At 33.6% G+C, this 17,873-nt stretch carries 14 protein-coding genes; 5 read left to right on the top strand and 9 right to left on the bottom strand.

The window, feature by feature from the left end; genetic code table 11:
* Window positions 1–3: 3 nt before the first annotated feature.
* The 4 genes from EIG86_RS07695 (at window position 4) to queG (ending at window position 5,311) form a co-directional block, all read left to right on the top strand.
* A complete protein-coding gene (locus EIG86_RS07695; protein WP_127845589.1) occupies window positions 4–1,827 on the top strand; it encodes a cytochrome c oxidase subunit I in 1,824 nt (607 codons plus the stop codon).
* Between the two features lie 177 nt (window positions 1,828–2,004).
* The gene (ruvB, locus tag EIG86_RS07690; protein WP_127845588.1) at window positions 2,005–3,027 is read left to right on the top strand and encodes a Holliday junction branch migration DNA helicase RuvB; all 1,023 of its coding nucleotides are present in this window, start codon (window positions 2,005–2,007) and stop codon (window positions 3,025–3,027) included.
* A gap of 14 nt (window positions 3,028–3,041) precedes the next feature.
* A complete protein-coding gene (locus EIG86_RS07685) occupies window positions 3,042–4,370 on the top strand; it encodes a cytochrome P450 (protein ID WP_127845587.1) in 1,329 nt (442 codons plus the stop codon).
* A gap of 5 nt (window positions 4,371–4,375) precedes the next feature.
* Window positions 4,376–5,311: a tRNA epoxyqueuosine(34) reductase QueG gene (gene queG, locus EIG86_RS07680; RefSeq protein WP_127845631.1), complete on the top strand. Its 936-nt coding sequence runs from the start codon at window positions 4,376–4,378 to the stop codon at window positions 5,309–5,311.
* On the opposite strand, the gene EIG86_RS07675 is transcribed toward queG, so the two are convergent.
* The 9 genes from EIG86_RS07675 to EIG86_RS07635 form a co-directional block, all read right to left on the bottom strand.
* Window positions 5,312–6,676, bottom strand: coding sequence for a DUF5723 family protein (locus tag EIG86_RS07675; protein WP_127845586.1), 1,365 nt, complete (start codon window positions 6,674–6,676; stop codon window positions 5,312–5,314).
* Window positions 6,676–7,221: a hypothetical protein gene (locus EIG86_RS07670; protein WP_127845585.1), complete on the bottom strand. Its 546-nt coding sequence runs from the start codon at window positions 7,219–7,221 to the stop codon at window positions 6,676–6,678. The genes EIG86_RS07675 and EIG86_RS07670 overlap by 1 nt, the downstream gene beginning before the upstream one ends.
* A gap of 736 nt (window positions 7,222–7,957) precedes the next feature.
* On the bottom strand, window positions 7,958–8,863 hold the full coding sequence (locus tag EIG86_RS07665) for an SMP-30/gluconolactonase/LRE family protein (RefSeq protein WP_127845584.1): 906 nt from the start codon (window positions 8,861–8,863) through the stop codon (window positions 7,958–7,960).
* A 329-nt stretch (window positions 8,864–9,192) separates the two neighbouring features.
* Window positions 9,193–9,819 (bottom strand): porin family protein, encoded by a 627-nt coding sequence (locus EIG86_RS07660; RefSeq protein WP_127845583.1) that lies wholly within the window; start codon window positions 9,817–9,819, stop codon window positions 9,193–9,195.
* A gap of 183 nt (window positions 9,820–10,002) precedes the next feature.
* Window positions 10,003–12,255 carry a catalase/peroxidase HPI gene (gene katG, locus EIG86_RS07655; RefSeq protein ID WP_127845582.1) on the bottom strand — a complete coding sequence of 751 codons (2,253 nt, stop codon included), beginning with the start codon at window positions 12,253–12,255 and terminating at the stop codon, window positions 10,003–10,005.
* Window positions 12,256–12,492: 237 nt separating this feature from the next.
* The gene (locus EIG86_RS07650) at window positions 12,493–14,076 is read right to left on the bottom strand and encodes a 4Fe-4S binding protein (protein WP_127845581.1); all 1,584 of its coding nucleotides are present in this window, start codon (window positions 14,074–14,076) and stop codon (window positions 12,493–12,495) included.
* 6 nt (window positions 14,077–14,082) lie between these two features.
* Complete coding sequence (locus EIG86_RS07645; RefSeq protein ID WP_127845580.1) at window positions 14,083–15,381, bottom strand: NAD(P)/FAD-dependent oxidoreductase; 1,299 nt, start codon at window positions 15,379–15,381, stop codon at window positions 14,083–14,085.
* Between the two features lie 73 nt (window positions 15,382–15,454).
* The gene (locus EIG86_RS07640) at window positions 15,455–16,162 is read right to left on the bottom strand and encodes a TIGR04283 family arsenosugar biosynthesis glycosyltransferase (protein WP_127845579.1); all 708 of its coding nucleotides are present in this window, start codon (window positions 16,160–16,162) and stop codon (window positions 15,455–15,457) included.
* A gap of 6 nt (window positions 16,163–16,168) precedes the next feature.
* Window positions 16,169–16,891, bottom strand: a complete 723-nt coding sequence (locus EIG86_RS07635; RefSeq protein ID WP_127845578.1) for a DUF547 domain-containing protein — start codon at window positions 16,889–16,891, stop codon at window positions 16,169–16,171.
* 182 nt (window positions 16,892–17,073) lie between these two features.
* On the opposite strand from EIG86_RS07635, the gene cysQ reads away from it, so the two are divergent.
* Window positions 17,074–17,871, top strand: coding sequence for a 3'(2'),5'-bisphosphate nucleotidase CysQ (gene cysQ / locus EIG86_RS07630; protein ID WP_127845577.1), 798 nt, complete (start codon window positions 17,074–17,076; stop codon window positions 17,869–17,871).
* Window positions 17,872–17,873 lie beyond the last annotated feature (2 nt).

The following is a 17,873-nucleotide window of genomic DNA, read 5'->3' as shown; positions in this document are numbered from 1 at the left end:
TATATGTCAGTAGCTGCACAAACTCTTGCAAATGATCACTCCCACGACGATGGACATCATCATGAGCAGACTTTCATAGAAAAGTATATTTTTAGCACCGATCATAAGATGATTGCTAAGCAATATCTGATCACAGGTTTAATCATGGGATTTATTGGGATTTCTATGTCCTTATTGATGAGGCTTCAATTGGCTTGGCCAAATGAAAGTTTCTGGATTTATGAGTTTTTACTTGGAAGATTCGGTAAGGATGGTGTTATGGATCCTAGTATTTATTTAGCACTTTCTACTATCCACGGAACAATAATGGTGTTCTATGTTTTGACAGCTGGTTTAAGTGGTACTTTTAGTAACCTGCTTATTCCACTTCAAATTGGAGCTCGAGATATGGCTTCTGGATTCCTTAATATGGTGTCTTATTGGTTGTTTTTTATCTCAAGTGTTATTATTGTTTCCTCTTTCTTTGTTGAATCTGGACCAGCATCTGCTGGTTGGACAGTTTATCCGCCATTAAGTGCATTGCCACAAGCTATAGGTGGTTCTGGTTTAGGAATGACATTATGGCTAGTTGCTATTACTATTTTCATTGCCTCGTCTCTTTTAGGCTCTTTAAATTATATCGTTACAGTATTGAATCTTAGAACAGAGGGAATGTCTATGACAAGATTGCCATTAACTATTTGGGCTTTCTTTGTTACTGCCATTATTGGTGTAGTTTCATTTCCTGTTTTATTATCTGCGGGTTTATTACTTTTAATGGATAGAAGTTTTGGTACATCCTTCTTCTTAAGTGATATTTATATCCAAGGTGAAGTTTTGTCTTATCAAGGTGGTTCTCCTGTATTATATGAACATTTATTCTGGTTCTTAGGACACCCTGAAGTTTACATTGTTTTGCTTCCTGCACTTGGAATTACTTCACAGGTTATTGCAACAAATTCAAGAAAACCAATCTTCGGTTATAGAGCGATGATTGCTTCTATTCTTGCAATTGCATTTTTATCTACTGTTGTTTGGGGTCACCACATGTTTGTTTCTGGAATGAATCCGTTTTTAGGTTCTGTATTTACATTTACTACTTTATTGATTGCAATTCCTTCTGGTGTAAAAGCATTTAACTACATTACAACATTGTGGAAAGGAAATCTTCAAATGAACCCTGGAATGCTCTTTTCCATCGGACTTGTATCAACTTTTATCACTGGAGGATTAACCGGAATAATACTCGGAGATAGTACTTTGGATATCAACGTCCACGATACCTATTTCGTAATTGCTCACTTTCACTTAGTGATGGGTATTTCAGCCTTATATGGTTTATTTGCTGGTGTTTATCATTGGTTCCCGAAAATGTTTGGTAGGATGATGAACAAAAATTTAGGTTATGTTCATTTTTGGATTACCGCTGTTGGAGCTTATGGAATTTTCTTTCCAATGCATTTTATAGGAATGGCAGGTTTACCAAGACGTTATTATAAATTTACCGAGTTCCCATATTTCGATGATTTGGCGGATACTAATGTTTTAATTTCTGTATTTGCATTCATAACAGCTGCTGGACAATTATTCTTTGTCTACAACTTTGTAAGCTCAATTTTCTATGGAAAGAAAGCAACTCGAAATCCTTGGCGTTCTAACACTTTAGAATGGACAACACCTGTTGAACATATCCACGGAAATTGGCCTGGCGAAATACCAAAAGTTTATCGTTGGCCTTATGATTATAGTAAACGAAATAATGAAGATACTGATTATGTCATTCCAGGCCAAGACTATATTCCACAGAATGTACCTTTGCGAGAGAATGAAGAAGAGTTGAATCACTAAAAATACTTTAATTTTTTCTAAAAGCCTTTTATCAAAAGATAAAAGGCTTTTAGTTTTTAAGAACATTCTAATTCTTTTTTTCATCCAGCCTTAATTACTCTTCTCTTTTATTTAAAAAGCTTAGTTTAGTTAACTTCAACATCTTAAGTTTAGATATCTATTTGCTATCTTTGTGAAATGAATGAGAATTTAGATGCCACAGGAAATCATTTTTCTGACCAGGAGCAAGAAGTTGAACGCGCTTTAAGACCACTTTCTTTTGATGATTTTGCAGGCCAATCTCACGTACTGGAAAATCTTCAAGTTTTTGTGAAAGCGGCTAATCTTAGAGGTGAAGCTTTAGACCATACATTGTTTCACGGTCCGCCTGGACTTGGCAAAACTACGCTTGCACACATTTTAGCTAATGAACTAAATACAGGAATTAAGATAACTTCTGGTCCTGTTATTGATAAACCTGGTGATTTAGCTGGACTACTAACAAATCTAGAACCTAGAGATGTTTTATTTATTGATGAAATTCACCGATTAAGCTCTGTTGTAGAAGAATATCTATATTCAGCTATGGAAGATTTCAAAATCGATATCATGATTGAGTCTGGGCCAAATGCACGAAGCGTAGAAATTAATCTTAATCCATTTACACTTGTCGGTGCGACAACACGTTCAGGATTATTAACTGCGCCAATGCGAGCCAGATTTGGCATCTCTAACAGATTAGAATACTATACTACAGAATTGCTTAGCGATATTTTATTACGAAGTGCTGCAATTTTGGATGTCCCTATTACTATGGAAGCTGCTATTGAAATTGCCGGTAGAAGCCGCGGAACCCCAAGAATTGCTAATGCATTACTTCGAAGAGTCAGAGATTTTGCGCAAATAAAAGGAAATGGAAAAATTGACATCGAAATTTCCAAGTACAGTTTGAAAGCATTGAATGTTGACAAATTTGGTTTAGACGACATGGATAATAAAATCTTACTGACGATTATTGATAAATTCAAAGGTGGTCCAGTGGGTTTGAATACATTGGCTACAGCTGTGAGTGAAAATGCAGAAACTATTGAAGAAGTTTATGAGCCATTTTTAATTCAAAAAGGCTTTATTCATCGTACTCCTCGTGGTCGCGAAGTCACTGAAGCTGCTTATCAACATCTAGGAAAAATTAAAACACCTAAGCATGGTGGTTTTTTCTAATACAATTTTATTTTATGGCTGTAAACGCTGAATTTCCCCAAGTACCTTCCTACCAGTTTTTTAAAAATGCAGGGAGTATTCTCAAAAATCCACTTCCTTTTCATCACAAAAATTTTGAAAAATTAGGAAATACTTTTCGACTTAACTTAGGTTTTGGTAATTCTGTTGTTTTTTCTCGTGATGCAGACTTTGCTTTACATGCGTTGAGAACAAATCAAAAGAACTACAGAAAATCTGAAATTCAAACCAAAGATTTAGCTAAATATGTTGGTCAGGGTTTGTTAACTTCAGAAGGTGAAGACTGGAAATTTCAAAGAAAATTGATTCAACCAGCATTTCATCGCAAAAACCTTTATACGCTTCTGGATTATATGGTTTCAGCCATTGATGAAGAATTGAATAGGATTCAGCTTGACAAAGAGATTGACGTTTTTCCTATTTTCAATGATTTGGCTTTCAAAGTTGTTGTCAAAAGTCTGTTTAGTGATGCTATTGGTTCAGAAGAAATCAATCGTTTGCAGTTGATTACTGAGGAAACTCAGAAAATGCTAGTTAAAGAACTTCGCCAACCTTATAAAAAATGGTGGTTCAATCTTTCAGGTGAACTCAAACGAAATCTTGCTTTGAGCGAAGAAGCCCGCAAAATTTTACTTCGAATTATCAATCGAAGAAGAGAAACAACTACCGAAAGCAAAGATTTACTGGATATGTTGATGAATTTAACGTACGATGATGGATCTAAAATGACCGAAGAACAACTGATTGACGAGATATTGATTCTATTTATCGCTGGTCACGAAACCACTGCAAATGCGTTGAGTTTTTCTACTCAACTTATTGCACAACATCCTAAAGTTCAGGATAAGCTTTATGATGAAATTTTACAAAATAAAAAAGCAAATCTGGCTTCTTTCGACATTTTAAAACACAGTTCGTATTCAGAGTGTGTTATTCAAGAATCTATGCGACTATTTCCACCAGTTTATTTTATAGACAGAGAAAATATTGCTGAAGATGAGTTTAAGGGTTTTCAGGTTTCACCTAATACAAATCTTTTATTTTCAATTTTTGAAATTCATCGCAGTGATAAATATTGGGAAAATGCTAAACAATTTCAACCTGAAAGATTTCAGAATGATGAAAAAGTAAGCTCATTTTATTTTCCATTTGGTGCTGGCCCAAGAAAATGCATCGGTAATAACTTTGCGATGTATGAAATTATTTTAGTTTTAAATCGATTGCTAAAGGATTTTAAAATTATAAAAGTGAAAGATGATATTGAAATCCTGCCTTTAATAAGTTTAAAGCCGAAAAATGCTATTTTGAGATTCGAAAAACGATAAATTTGATTTCAAACAAAAGACAATACACCGACTTAATAAAATCTGAAGCTGATCGATTGGGTTTTCTCTCATGCGGTATTTCTAAAGCTGAATTTCTTGAAGAAGAAGCGCCGAGGCTAGAGCAGTGGTTGAAGCAAAACGCTCATGGTGAAATGCGTTATATGGAAAACCATTTTGAAAAACGACTCGATCCAACAAAACTGGTGGAAGGTTCTAAAAGTGTCATTTCTCTACTTTACAATTATTTCCCAGAAGAAATACAACGTCAGGATTCCTATAAAGTGAGTAAATACGCTTATGGACGAGATTATCATCATGTAATAAAGGCAAAGTTGAAAGACTTTATGCAAACTTTGAATGATGAAATTGGAGAAGTTCATGGTCGTGCTTTTGTAGATTCTGCACCAGTTTTGGAAAAAGCCTGGGCAGCCAAAAGTGGTTTGGGTTGGGTTGGCAAACACTCCAATTTGTTAACTAAACAAACAGGTTCGTTTTATTTCATAGCAGAACTCATCATAGATTTGGAGCTGGACTATGACACTCCTGTTACCGATCATTGTGGAAGTTGTACAAAATGTATTGATGCTTGTCCTACAGACGCTATTTATGAACCTTACAAAGTCGATGGTAGCAAATGTATTTCTTATTTCACCATAGAGTTGAAAGATGATCTGCCAAAAGGTTACGAAAACCAATTTGAAGATTGGATGTTTGGCTGCGATATTTGCCAAGATGTTTGCCCTTGGAATCGCTTTAGCAAACCTCACAACGAACCTTTGTTCAATCCGCATCCAGAACTGCTCACTAAAGATAAAAAAGATTGGGAAGAAATTACTAAAGATGTTTTTAATGAAATTTTCCGAAAATCTGCGGTGAAAAGGACTAAATATGAAGGATTAAAACGAAATATCAATTACATAAAAGGAAAGTCTGAAAACTGACTAAAATTTAAAACTTAATCCAGTTTGCACTGAAAATGCATTTGCATAATATAGGTTTTCAATATCATTGATACGATCAAAATTCAAAAATAAATTGACTCCCTTTAAGTCTAAGCCAAAGCCAAGACCATAATTTGTATTATTAAATTGATCAAAACCTAGCATTATTTTAGTGTGAAGAATATTACCAAAGCTGCGCTCATAAAAAGCAGATAAAGTGTTTTGGAAATGTTTTGGACGTAATAATGAAAAGAACTGAACGCCGAGTTTTTGATTGCCTTCAATAGGGTTGAAATCATAAGCACAATTGCAATCATTCTTGTCGCCTCCAAAACTCAAAGAAAACGCAAGGTTAAATTTAATTGGCTGAAAATAAGTATAAGCGCGATCACTTTCTTCAGTCCTAATTGATTCTCTTACCTCATCCTCAACAGCTTGAAAATAATCATTGATATCTTCGTTAGCATCAAACTGTGGGAAATTGAATTGAGCGCCAGTATAATAATAACTTCCCACCACACGGTCAATACGTGTGTCTTTATTAAATCTAATGAGTCCAAAATCTAATACACTTGCCGTAATTTCAGCTTGTCTGGTGAAGTGGTATGACATTCCAAAATCAAAACCTATTCCCAGATTAGATCCCAAAACAGCATCACCAACAGACATTTCATCAAAATTATCTAATCCAGTACTTTGGAATGTTAAGTCCAAGCGTCGAATATTTTGAAATAATAAAGCATCGTTTCCTGTTGGATTATAGATTGAAGAAAATGTTCCAGAATTATCGGTAGATTTAATATTTAGATTTGAAGTATATAATTTGACACGGCTTCCTAAAAATAATTTACCGTTGATTTTTTTATTGATTCCAAAGTGAAGCACAGTTTGTAGGTTTCCTGTGAAATTCAAATCATCAAACCTATAAACTCTATTTTGACCTGCATTTCCTTTGAATACCAAATCCAACATATCTCTTGGATAGTAAAAGTTAGCATCTAACTCCTGATAAATTCCTGTAGTGAAATAATAGGATTTATAAAGCCATCCAACATTAATTAAGTCTAGACTTTGTGTAAATGTGAAAAAACCATTTGGGGACAATCGCTCAAGAATACCATCAATATTATCATTAATGTCATTGTCATTAATCAAATCATTGAACGTAAATCCGGTATTTCCAAAAGAAGCGTAAACACTAGACAAGCCTGGCATACCAATATGAAAATCAGTTTGCTCATAACGCATACCAGGATTCTGCATCAATGCCTGTGGATTATGCGTTTGGTTATAAAGAAGGCCTCGGTCTTGTGCTAATATAAATGTAGGGAAAAAAAGAATAATTAGTATTAGCGTTTTATTCATTACTGTGTATATAAATAACTAAATCTTGCTAAAGATTTTAATTCAAATGTACCATTGTTTGTTGCTTCAGACTCCTGAGAAACACTTATAATAACATGATCGCTTTGGATTACATCCATTATCTCAGTTTCTGTTAGGTTGAATTCAACAATTTCATAATTTGGACTGAAACCGTAACCTGGTCGTATTGTTCGGGTAGATTCAATTCTTCTGAAAGCAATTTCCTCTTCTTGATTTACAAATTGAAGATCGATTTTCAGTTCTGAGTTGATAGTACTTTCAACATTCATTTGAAAAGATAAACTTTCTAAATGGTCTAAATTAATGTCTTGTTCGAAAAAATCAATTTCTGTAGCATCAGAATATACATTTCCTGATTCTGAATTTCCATTGTTGATATCCTCCGCCGAAAAATTGAAATCTACAAAGTTAGCTTCATAAGTAGGATTGGCTTCAATACCACTAAAATCTACATCACGATCGTCTACACAAGATATTAATGTCGAGAAAACGAACAAGCCTAAAAGTATTTTTTTTGTCATCATTTTGATATGTTTTTTTAATTAATAGCAATAATTATAAATATAGAGCAATATAAATAAACTAAGAGCAAAAATAATAAATATTAATATTTTAAACACTTAAATTTTAGGAATCAATACTTTATGAAATTTATTTTAAATATTACAACTCCTATTTTTTTTAAAAAACCTTTATAAGCCCTTTGTTATAGGGCTTTACTTTTGTTTTTTAAAAGTTTAATTAAATTCATTTATCCAAACTAAAACACTTAATTTTTGATAAAATTATTATAGAATTCAGCCTGAAAGTCAACTTTTCAGTTAAACTAAACTTCATCTATATTGTTATATACGGAAGAAATTGCTTTAGGGTTCATCAAAAAAGAATTTTATTTGAAAAAATGGATATTTTTCTAGTGTCGAAGGAATGTTATATGGTCAAAGTAATTTTAAAATCAAGGAATTGGGATTCTTGATTATTTCAAATAAAACCTATGACTAATTATAGCCATGAAAATTTTACGAATTGATATTTGAAGAGAATCTCATCAAAGCTGGGGTAGATTGTATTCAACAAATTTAAAGGACTTACTATGCCTTTAATTCGTCAAAATGAAATTGAAACTAGTCAGGCAGAAAGATTAGGTGAATTTTTTTTAAAAAAAGTATACAAATGAAGGGTCGCAACCGCAAAATAGTTAAGCAAAATAAGGTATTTTTCAAGCCGATAATTCTTCACTTTAGCGATTTCATATTTGAATTAATTTACACCTACAGCATCCACTTTTACCTTATAAATTGAAGTCCTTGCGGTTATAAATAATTCGTCTCGTTTTTTACCGCCAAAACACACATTTGAAGGTTTTTCTGGGAGAGCGATAGAATAAAACATTTTTCCTTCTGAACTAAATACATCTACTGCTTTTTTATCGGTGGTCGTCAAATAGATACTTCCGTTTTGATCAATAGTCATACCATCACCACCTACATCCAAAAACAGAGATTTGTTGGTTAAAGTACCATCTTTTTCAATTGTATAAGAGTAGGTTTTGTTGTCTCCATGGTCGGTTACGTAAAGTTTTTTGCCGTCGGGAGTTCCAATTAACCCGTTTGGTCTTACCAAATCGCTACAAACGCGAATTACTTCCTGATTGGGTTTAATATAATAAACATGCATTCCACCTTGTGGAAGTTTGAGGGTTTCGTTGTATTCTGGATCAGTAAAATATGCACCGCCTTTTCCATCTGTCCAAATGTCATTGGGTTGATTAAAACTTTTGCCCATGAAACTTGAAGCAATAACTTTATAATCACCATCTGGACTTGTTTTGCTAACTTGACCTTCACGGCCTTCGCAAGCCCACAAGTTCTGGTCTTTGTCGAAGTATAAACCGTTGGCACCGCCAGAATTCTCTCTAAATATTTTTATTTGATTGTCTGTCGTCCAAATCCAAATTTTCTGTTCTGGAATATCAGTGAAATAGACATTTCCGTTAGCATCAACCGCAGGACCTTCTGTGAACTTGAAATCGATAGTTGACTTTTCAAATTCTTGGTTCTTTATTTTGCCACTTTCAACTGAATCAGTATTTATTTCAGTTTTTGATTTTTTTTCTTGACAGGCTAATAACGAGAAAGCAATTAGGAAAAAGTAGATGTTTTTCATTTTATTTTTTTAATAGCATTAAAGCTACAAAATTCTTCTATAGAAATTTACTTCTAAAGGTGATTTTAAAATAAATTCAATATTGAAAGCCAAAAATAAATTATTTAAGCTCAAAAACGTTAAAATACGATTAGCATCCAGACGGTTTTTTCAGAATTGGTGTGAGTTCAATTTATCATTCAACTTTGTTGATAGCGGTTTCGTGTAGGCTCAGTATCGTGCAAAAATTCTAAATCTTTTAATTCAGTCTTATAATTAGCAAATTATCTCAAACTTTGGTTTCAGTCATAAACCTGCTATTGCGCATAAACAGCGTTGTAAACAGTTTTTTAGAGTCTGTATTCAATCCCTAAGTTAAAAACTGATAATTTGACATCTTGAAAATCTCTTCCAATTAATCCAAAATAATATCTTAAGTTAAGTGTCAACCTTTCACTCAATTCATATCCCGCACCTAACGAAAGCCCCAAATCAAATTTATCATAATCAAAGTCAGATATATTATTAAAACTTGGGTCATCAACAGGCGATTCAGTTACCTCTTCTTCTCGATCTATTATAAAACCAAATTGGGGTCCTGCCTCTACATAAATCTTGTCCGCTAAATAATATTGTGCTAATATTGGAATTGAAATAGTTGATTCTATTACTTTAGATTTAAAGTCTCCTATTATCGGAATTTGGTCTGGAGATTCTCTTATTTCAACATCTTCAATAAGAATATCAGTTCCTTGTTGTGCAAATAACAACTCTGATTGTATTTTAAACTTTTCATTCATTCTAATATTCACAAAGCCTCCACCGTAAAATCCAACTCGATAGTTATATTCAGCAAATAAATCTCCAGTGTATTTAGATATATTTAAGCCAGTTTTAATTCCATACTCAGTTTGTGCTTTGATTTCTAAATTACTAATCAAAAAAAATGCGATAATTGTTAATAGGTATTTTTTCATTTTTCAAATTTAAATTGTTGATAACTTTTAATAATGAATTCCATCATCTAATTCAACTTCAATAATATGAAACTTCAAATTTTCAGAGGAAAAAAAAATAAAGGTCAGAATCTCTTTTTATTTTGAGAATTCTGACCTCTAAGTTCTGAATTCATTAAAAATGAATGGTTTTTTAAAATAAAATTATTGATCTAAATCAAAACGATCCAAGTTCATGACTTTGTTCCATGCTTTTGCAAAGTCTTTTACAAATTTCTCTTCAGAATCTGAACATCCATAAACTTCTGCGAGTGCTCTTAGTTCAGAATTGGATCCAAAAATGAGATCTGCTCTGGTTGCTGTCCATTTTTTCTCTCCTGTTTTACGATCGGCACCTTCAAATACGGTCTCTTTTTCATTGACCGCTTTCCAAGTTGTCCCGAGATCCAAAAGATTTGTAAAAAAATTGTTGGTTAGCACGCCTGGTTTATCAGTAAATATACCATGATTTGAGTTGTCGTAATTGGTGTTTAAAGCTCTCATTCCGCCAATAAGTGCAGTCATTTCTGGAGCAGTAAGTGTAAGTAAATTTGCTCGATCAATGAGTAATTCTTCATCAGTCACTTTTGAAAAGCCTTTAGAGTAATTTCTAAAACCATCTGCTCTTGGGTTCAAGGCTTCAAAAGAATCCATTTCTGTATTTTCTTGCAAAGCATCCGTTCTGCCTGGGTAAAAAGGAATCTGGATTTGATAACCAGCTTTTTTTGCAGCATCTTCTACAGCAGCATTGCCACCTAATATTATTAAATCTGCAAGAGATACTTTTTTGTTTTCCTCTTGTGATGAATTAAATTCATTTTGAATTTTCTCTAGAACTTCAAGAACTTTCGACAATTGATTTGGATTATTGACTTCCCAATTTTTCTGTGGTTCAAGTCTAATATGAGCGCCATTGGCTCCGCCACGCTTATCGGAATTTCTAAAGGTTGAAGCAGAAGCCCAAGCAACAGAAACCAATTCAGAAACTGATAATTCTGAGTCTAATATTTTAGATTTTAAGGAGGAAACATCTTTGTCATCAATCAATTCGTGATTTACCTCTGGTACAGGATCTTGCCAATTATGTTGCTCTTTTGGAACTTCTGCTCCTAAGTATCGCTCTTTTGGTCCCATATCACGGTGAACTAGCTTAAACCATGCTTTGGAATAAGCTTCAGCAAATTCATCTGGGTTTTCATAAAAATGTCTTGATATTTTCTCATAGTCTGAATCTTCTTTTAAAGCAAGATCTGTGGTCAACATAAAAGGAGCGTGTTTTTTCTTTGGATTGTGAGCGTCAGGAATAGTTCCTTCACCACCATTATTTTTTGGTTTCCACTGATAAGCTCCAGCTGGACTTTTGGTAAGTTCCCAGTCATATTCAAAAAGATTTTTAAAATATGAGTTGCTCCATTGCGTAGGTGTGTCCGTCCAAGCACCTTCTAAACCACTAGTGATTGTATCCTCACCTTTACCAGATTTATAATTGTTTTTCCAACCCATACTTTGCATTTCCATTGGTGCACCCGCTGGTTCTGCTTCTACATAATCAAGATCGCTGGCCGCTCCATGAGTTTTACCAAAAGTATGTCCTCCGGCTATAAGTGCCACTGTTTCGTAATCATTCATAGCCATACGACCAAAAGTTACTCTGATATCGTTTGCAGCTCCAATCGGATCAGGCTTTCCATTTGGTCCTTCTGGGTTGACATATATCAATCCCATGTGAGAAGCTGCAAGAGGATTTTCTAATTCACCTTCTTCATAACGTTCTTTATTATCTAACCATTCTTTTTCAGAACCCCAATATACATCTTCTTCTGGCTGCCAAATATCTTCTCGACCACCGCCAAAACCTTGCATTTTTAATCCCATTGATTCGTGGGCGCAGTTTCCAGCAAGTACAATCAAGTCTGCCCAAGATAATTTTTTACCATATTTTTTCTTAATTGGCCAAAGTAACAATCTAGCTTTATCTAAATTGGCATTATCTGGCCAGCTATTTAATGGAGCAAACCTTTGAGAACCTGATCCTGCACCACCACGGCCATCTTGTATTCTGTAAGTACCAGCTGCATGCCAAGCCATACGGATGAAAAATGGTCCGTAATGACCATAATCTGCAGGCCACCAATCTTGACTGGTCGTCATAAGTTCATTGATGTCCTGTTTTACAGCTTTTAGATTTAAAGATTTAAATTCTTTAGCATAATTAAAGTCTTCGTCCATGGGATTAGCCATGGCAGAATTTTGTCTTAGAATATTGATATTTAAGGAATTTGGCCACCAATCTCTATTGTCATGACCACTTCCTGCAACTCCTTTAACTTCTCCATTTAAAAAAGGACATTTTGCTGAAGATTCATTGATTTCCCAAACTTTATGATTTGGTTTTTCTGAATTATTATTTTTTTCCATTTTGTCTATAAATTTAATTTAGTTTAAAGAAAATGAATTTATAAACTTATTCTATATAGTTTTTATCTATATATCTGATGTTTTTATAAGTAAAACTGATAAGCTATAAATTTTTTAATCAATAAATTTAAATAAAAATATGTATTATTAAAATTAGGACGCATAATTTTAATAAAAATGAAAAAGCTTCTTCAATTTTTTGAAGAAGCTATAAAATATGACTTATCATAGGACTACTTATTTCTGATTCACTAAGTCCATTAAATCCACATCATTACCAAGTAAGATTTCTTTAGAGTTTATTCTTCCATCTCTAGAATCATTTTCAAGTTTTAAAACACCTCTAGGACAAACTGAGGAACAAACCCCACAACCAACGCAAGAAGAGCGAATTATATTCTCTCCTTTTTGAGCGTAAGCACGAACATCAATTCCCATTTCACAATAGGTGGAACAGTTTCCACAAGAAATACACTGTCCGCCATTAGTTGTAATTCTGAATTTTGAAAATAGTCTTTGCTGAAATCCCAATATAGCCGCCATAGGACAGCCAAATCTACACCAGACTCTATTTCCGAATATAGGATAGAAGCCAACTCCAACAACACCAGAAAAAATGGCTCCGATGGCAAATCCATAACTGGATCTCAAAGTTTCTGCTTCCAAAAGAAAGATATTATCAATCATTCCAGAAAAATGAAGCACAATCAAAGCTATTATCAAAACAAAAAAACCAATAGCTGCATATTTAGCATCTTTTTGTATTTGTTCTCTTTTGAAAATCATTACCCAGGCAAAAATGAGGGACAATAAAACTCCTACGCTAATTAGAAACGTACTACCGGATAACCAATATTGATCTGTTTTTAAATATGAATGTACTACCGCTGTCGTCATGATTACCACAAAAACAACCACAGAGTGAACAAGCCAACGCTCCAATTTCCAAGCATTCTGAGATTTGTCGCTTAAATGTCGAAAAGGATCTCCAGCAGTTTCAGCTAAACCACCGCAGCCACAAACCCATGAACAATACCAACGTTTTCCATATTTGTAAGTAAGTATCGGAGTAATTACTAGGATAGAAGCTACGCCAAAAATTAACAATGCAATACCCACAGCACCAGCACTAATAAATTCATCTACTCTATATTGTTCAAAATTATAATAATTGAGTGGCCATATATTGACTAGGTTATAATATGGTAATGAAAAATTATCACTATTTAGTCTAGCCATTACTTCTGGAATAATAAATGCAAAACTCAATTGAAAAAACATCACGGAAAAAGTTCGTAAAATATGATAGCGACTATGTCTATATTTCCAAAGAAATTTAATTCCAAACCCAAGAATGGCAAGTGTGTATAAAGTACCGTAAACAAACCATTGGCTTGCAGGATTTCCGCTTAAAGCTTTACTTAAAGGATCGAATAAAGCAATAACACCTGTGTTTTCTCCATCTTTATTGAGACCTAGCAAACTTGGATAAAAATAAAGTACAATATAAAATCCTGTAAATACTAAGCCTAGAACATAAGCCCAAAACCCCCTATTTGTTAACGATTTGAAATAGATTCTATCATTTTTAATACCCTCTGGCTTACCTGCATAGAGGTCTTTGGCATACCAAATAATCCCTACAGAAATTAGTACAAGAGATAAAGTCATCCAAAGTACTTTTGGTTGAAAACCAATGTTGAATGCCGATAAAGTCATTATAAAAAGACCTATCAAACCTAAAGCAGTTGATAATTTTTGCTGTAGAGATAAGTTTTCTGCTGAATCCCCAGTTACAGACATGTTTACATCTACACTCATAATGAATTAATTTTTAGATACTTTAAATTTTTGTTGAATTTGCTTTTCATATTGCTTGAAAAATTCTGGATCAAAGTTTGCTTTTTTCAAATTTATTATAACCTCATCTACAGTTGCTTCTTTCGTTAGCCAATAATCAAAAACTTCATGTCGAAGTCGAATACCAAAAGTATTGATGCCTTTAAATTTTCTTGATTCTTTTTCAAAATGAATATGAATGCATTTTTTGCCATCTTCATGTTCCCAGTAAAAATCGGTATGTCCATCCTTGGGTTCAGGAAACACCCAACCATAAGTCTGATATTCAATATCAAAGAATTTTGCTGAATTGAACCAATGTCCAGGTTTAAATTTCATAGGATTTCCGCAGAGAGTTTGCGATAAAGTTTCTCCCATCATTCGTCCAGTATACCAAACAGCCTGTATTTTGGGACGTTCTCCTATAGCTTCTCTAAGCTCAACACAGTCGCCAATCGCATAAACATCGGTTTCGTTGGTTTGAAGGTATTCATTAACTAAAACGCCTTTATTGAGTTCAATAGTGCTTGATTTCAGAAAGTCAATATTTGGTGAAACTCCAGGAGTGAGTCCTACTAAGTCGCAATCTATTATTTCGCCAGTTTCTTTCACCTTCACCGCTTTAGCTTTTCCATTCTCATCGGTTAGGATTTCTTCCAGATTTTTTTCCAGTCTTAAATCTATGTGGTGTTCTCGGATATGTCTGTCAATAAGTTTAGCTTCTTCATCTGGTAATACAGTATTCCAAAAATGCTTTTCACGTACTAAAATGGTCACTGGAATTTTTCTAGTTGATAGCATTTCTGCAAGTTCAACTCCTATTAGACCACCACCAACAATTACTGCTCTTTTGCATACCTTATTATTAGGCGCATATTTTTCTAGTTCATCTAAATCTTGCTTGCTGTAAAGCCCTAAAACTCCTTTAGCATCTTGACCTTTCCATCCGAATTTGTTAGGTTTCGAACCGCATGCTATGACTAATTTATCGTAAGAAAAGTTTTCGCCAGATTTTAACTCTAGCTTTTTATTTTTAGCATCCACATGTTCAACGTGGTCATTCTTGAGTTCTAATCTGTTTTTTTTCCAAAAGTGATCTTCATAAGGTTTAATGTGATTCCATTTCATGTGACCCATATAAACATACATAAGCGCCGTTCTAGAAAAAAAATAGTCTGTTTCAGAAGAAATTAGGGTGATTCTTTTGTCAGATAATTTTCGAATATGTCTAGCAAGAGTTACGCCTGCTATACCGTTTCCTATTATGACAATGTGTTCTTGTTTCAAACTCTGTTTTTTTAATTAATATACTAGTCGTATGAAAGAAGTTGAAATTACTAAAGTTTTTTGAAAAACAAGATTAAGCCTTCTTAGAACTTTCATCTATATGTTTTTGATAAAATTTAAATAACTCTTCTGGAGTAGCGCCAGTCCATTTTTTGAAATAAACCATCAGAAATAAAAATTGTAACTTCAAAATTCCTTTTTCTCTAAATCGTCTCGCTGAAGTTGAAATCCAATAAGGAATAACCTCGAAATCGGCATATTTATAAATGTGTTTCAAAATTTCGTGATCTTCGTATATCAAAAATTCCTCATTGTAACCTCCAATTTTATTGAAAAGACTTTTGGTAACAAATAAACTTTGATCTCCTCCTCTGCAAAACCTAGGCTTAAAACGCGTTAACCAACCGATGAATTGCAACCACGGATGTCTGCTTCTAAATTTCATTTTGAAACAACCAGCGTCACTTCCTTTTTTTACTGATTCTATAATATATTTGTCAAAATTTTCAGGTGGTAAAGAGTCTATGTGCAGAAAATACAAAATTTCACTTTTCGCTTGTTTTGCACCAAAATTCATCTGTTTAGCTCTTCCCTTAGGACTAGAAATGATGAGGACGTCTTCAAAGGATTTGACTTTTTCAATTGTATTGTCATTACTTCCGCCGTCAACAACAATAATTTCTTTCACCAAAGAAGGCGAACTTATTCTATTCTGAATTCGTTTCAAATGTTTTTCTACACATTCTGCTTCATTAAAAACGGGGATGACAATACTTATCATTTTGAATTATTGTTCGTTTAACTCCCAAGAATAATCTAAATAACTGATGGAAGCATCTTCATTGATTTTTAAATTTGAATAGGTGTTGATAAAATCAATGACAGTACGACCTTCAGATTCAAAGTCTGAAGCATACCATTTGAAAATTTTAGAAAGTTCAACTTTAGATTTGGAGAGCTTATTTTTATCTGAATTGATAAATGACTGTGCTGCTTTGTCAAGTTGTTGGTCTAATTTGGATGCAACATAAGCTTCATTCCATAATTTAGGACAAGATTCCGAAGCACAATTAATCGCAAAGTGTACCCGAGGATCGTTCATTTTCAAAAGCATACCTTTTTCTATGTCATCCAAAGAATATACTTCGCCGCCTATATTAGCAAATTCATGTGAAAAAGGACTACTGAAAAAACCACCGATGTCTTTTATGCTTTCAACTGGATAATTCATCAAAATGAGTTTGATGGTAAAAGCGTTGTAAGCATTGATCAGGTAAGCTTTCTTCTCGTTTTCTGACCAAGAATTCTGTGGTGGATTATTTTTTAGAATATTCAGGTACTTATCCAATTTTTGTTCGTTGGCTTTGAATTTTTGATAATTTACATTTCCAGATTCATCAACGTAATTTTGAAGTAATTTCGAGAATGACTCATGATCTGGAGCAGATTGTGAGTGAACTGCTGAAGTTGAAACAACCAATCCAATAAGAAAAATATAAAAATAATTCATAGTATTTGTATTTATGAAATTGTTCTTGTGATAGTTCAAAAGTCGTAATGTCTGACTAAAATTTACACGAGTTTGTCAGAAATTAAAAATTTAACACAAGGATAAAATATTTAAAAGCCTATTAGTCTACTAAATTAATAGAAATTATATACTTTTGCTCAAAATCTAACAAAGCAGAATTTATGAACCACGATAAACTTCTGGCAATCAAGTCTTCAATAGAAGCTGGAGATGCTATTATGAAAATCTATAAAGAAGATTTTGAAGTTGAATACAAAGCTGATGACTCACCGCTGACCATTGCAGACCAAAATGCAAACGCGGTAATCATGAAATATCTAAACCAAACTGATATTCCAATTATTAGTGAAGAAAACAAAGCGATTGATTATTCAGAGCGCAAAAATTGGACAAAATGTTGGATTGTAGATCCTTTAGATGGCACCAAAGAATTTGTCAAGAAAAATGGTGAATTCACCGTTAATATTGCTTTGATTGATGAGCAAAAAACAGTTTTTGGTGTTATTTACGTGCCAGCAAAACGCACGCTTTATGTTGGTGATGTAGAAAGCCAGAGTTCTTATAAAGTCCAGGTTCCTGAAAATGGAGAAATCAATGTTGAAGCTTTGTTTGAGAATGCAGAAATATTAAAACCAACCACAGATAATGCTCAAATAAGAGTTGTTGGAAGTCGTTCACATATGAATCAAGACACCTTGGATTATATTGAAAGTTTGAAAGCAAAATTCAACAAACCTGTAGAAATTGTTTCGAAAGGAAGTTCTTTGAAATTTTGCTTGGTAGCTGAAGGCAACGCCGATGTTTATCCAAGATATGCGCCAACAATGGAGTGGGACACTGCTGCAGGACAAGCGATTTGCAAAGCCGTCGGTTTGTCTGTAATTAGTTTGGATACTGGTAAAGAAATGTTGTATAACCGTGAAAATTTATTGAACGGATATTTTCATGTAAAAGCTTAAAA

This window comes from Psychroflexus aestuariivivens (genome assembly GCF_004010055.1).
Lineage (GTDB): Bacteria > Bacteroidota > Bacteroidia > Flavobacteriales > Flavobacteriaceae > Psychroflexus > Psychroflexus aestuariivivens.
The sequence above is the reverse complement of the archived record's forward strand: the minus strand, read 5'-3'. Positions and strand labels throughout refer to the sequence as shown.

Excerpts from the sequence above, each read along its gene's own strand:
- EIG86_RS07695 (WP_127845589.1), top strand. The coding sequence starts at position 4 with ATGTCAGTAGCTGCACAAACTCTTGCAAATGATCACTCCCACGACGAT.
- ruvB (WP_127845588.1), top strand. The coding sequence starts at position 2,005 with ATGAATGAGAATTTAGATGCCACAGGAAATCATTTTTCTGACCAGGAG.
- EIG86_RS07685 (WP_127845587.1), top strand. The coding sequence starts at position 3,042 with ATGGCTGTAAACGCTGAATTTCCCCAAGTACCTTCCTACCAGTTTTTT.
- EIG86_RS07675 (WP_127845586.1), bottom strand. The coding sequence starts at position 6,676 with ATGAATAAAACGCTAATACTAATTATTCTTTTTTTCCCTACATTTATA.
- EIG86_RS07670 (WP_127845585.1), bottom strand. The coding sequence starts at position 7,221 with ATGATGACAAAAAAAATACTTTTAGGCTTGTTCGTTTTCTCGACATTA.
- EIG86_RS07665 (WP_127845584.1), bottom strand. The coding sequence starts at position 8,863 with ATGAAAAACATCTACTTTTTCCTAATTGCTTTCTCGTTATTAGCCTGT.
- EIG86_RS07660 (WP_127845583.1), bottom strand. The coding sequence starts at position 9,819 with ATGAAAAAATACCTATTAACAATTATCGCATTTTTTTTGATTAGTAAT.
- katG (WP_127845582.1), bottom strand. The coding sequence starts at position 12,255 with ATGGAAAAAAATAATAATTCAGAAAAACCAAATCATAAAGTTTGGGAA.
- EIG86_RS07650 (WP_127845581.1), bottom strand. The coding sequence starts at position 14,076 with ATGAGTGTAGATGTAAACATGTCTGTAACTGGGGATTCAGCAGAAAAC.
- EIG86_RS07640 (WP_127845579.1), bottom strand. The coding sequence starts at position 16,162 with ATGATAAGTATTGTCATCCCCGTTTTTAATGAAGCAGAATGTGTAGAA.
- EIG86_RS07635 (WP_127845578.1), bottom strand. The coding sequence starts at position 16,891 with ATGAATTATTTTTATATTTTTCTTATTGGATTGGTTGTTTCAACTTCA.
- cysQ (WP_127845577.1), top strand. The coding sequence starts at position 17,074 with ATGAACCACGATAAACTTCTGGCAATCAAGTCTTCAATAGAAGCTGGA.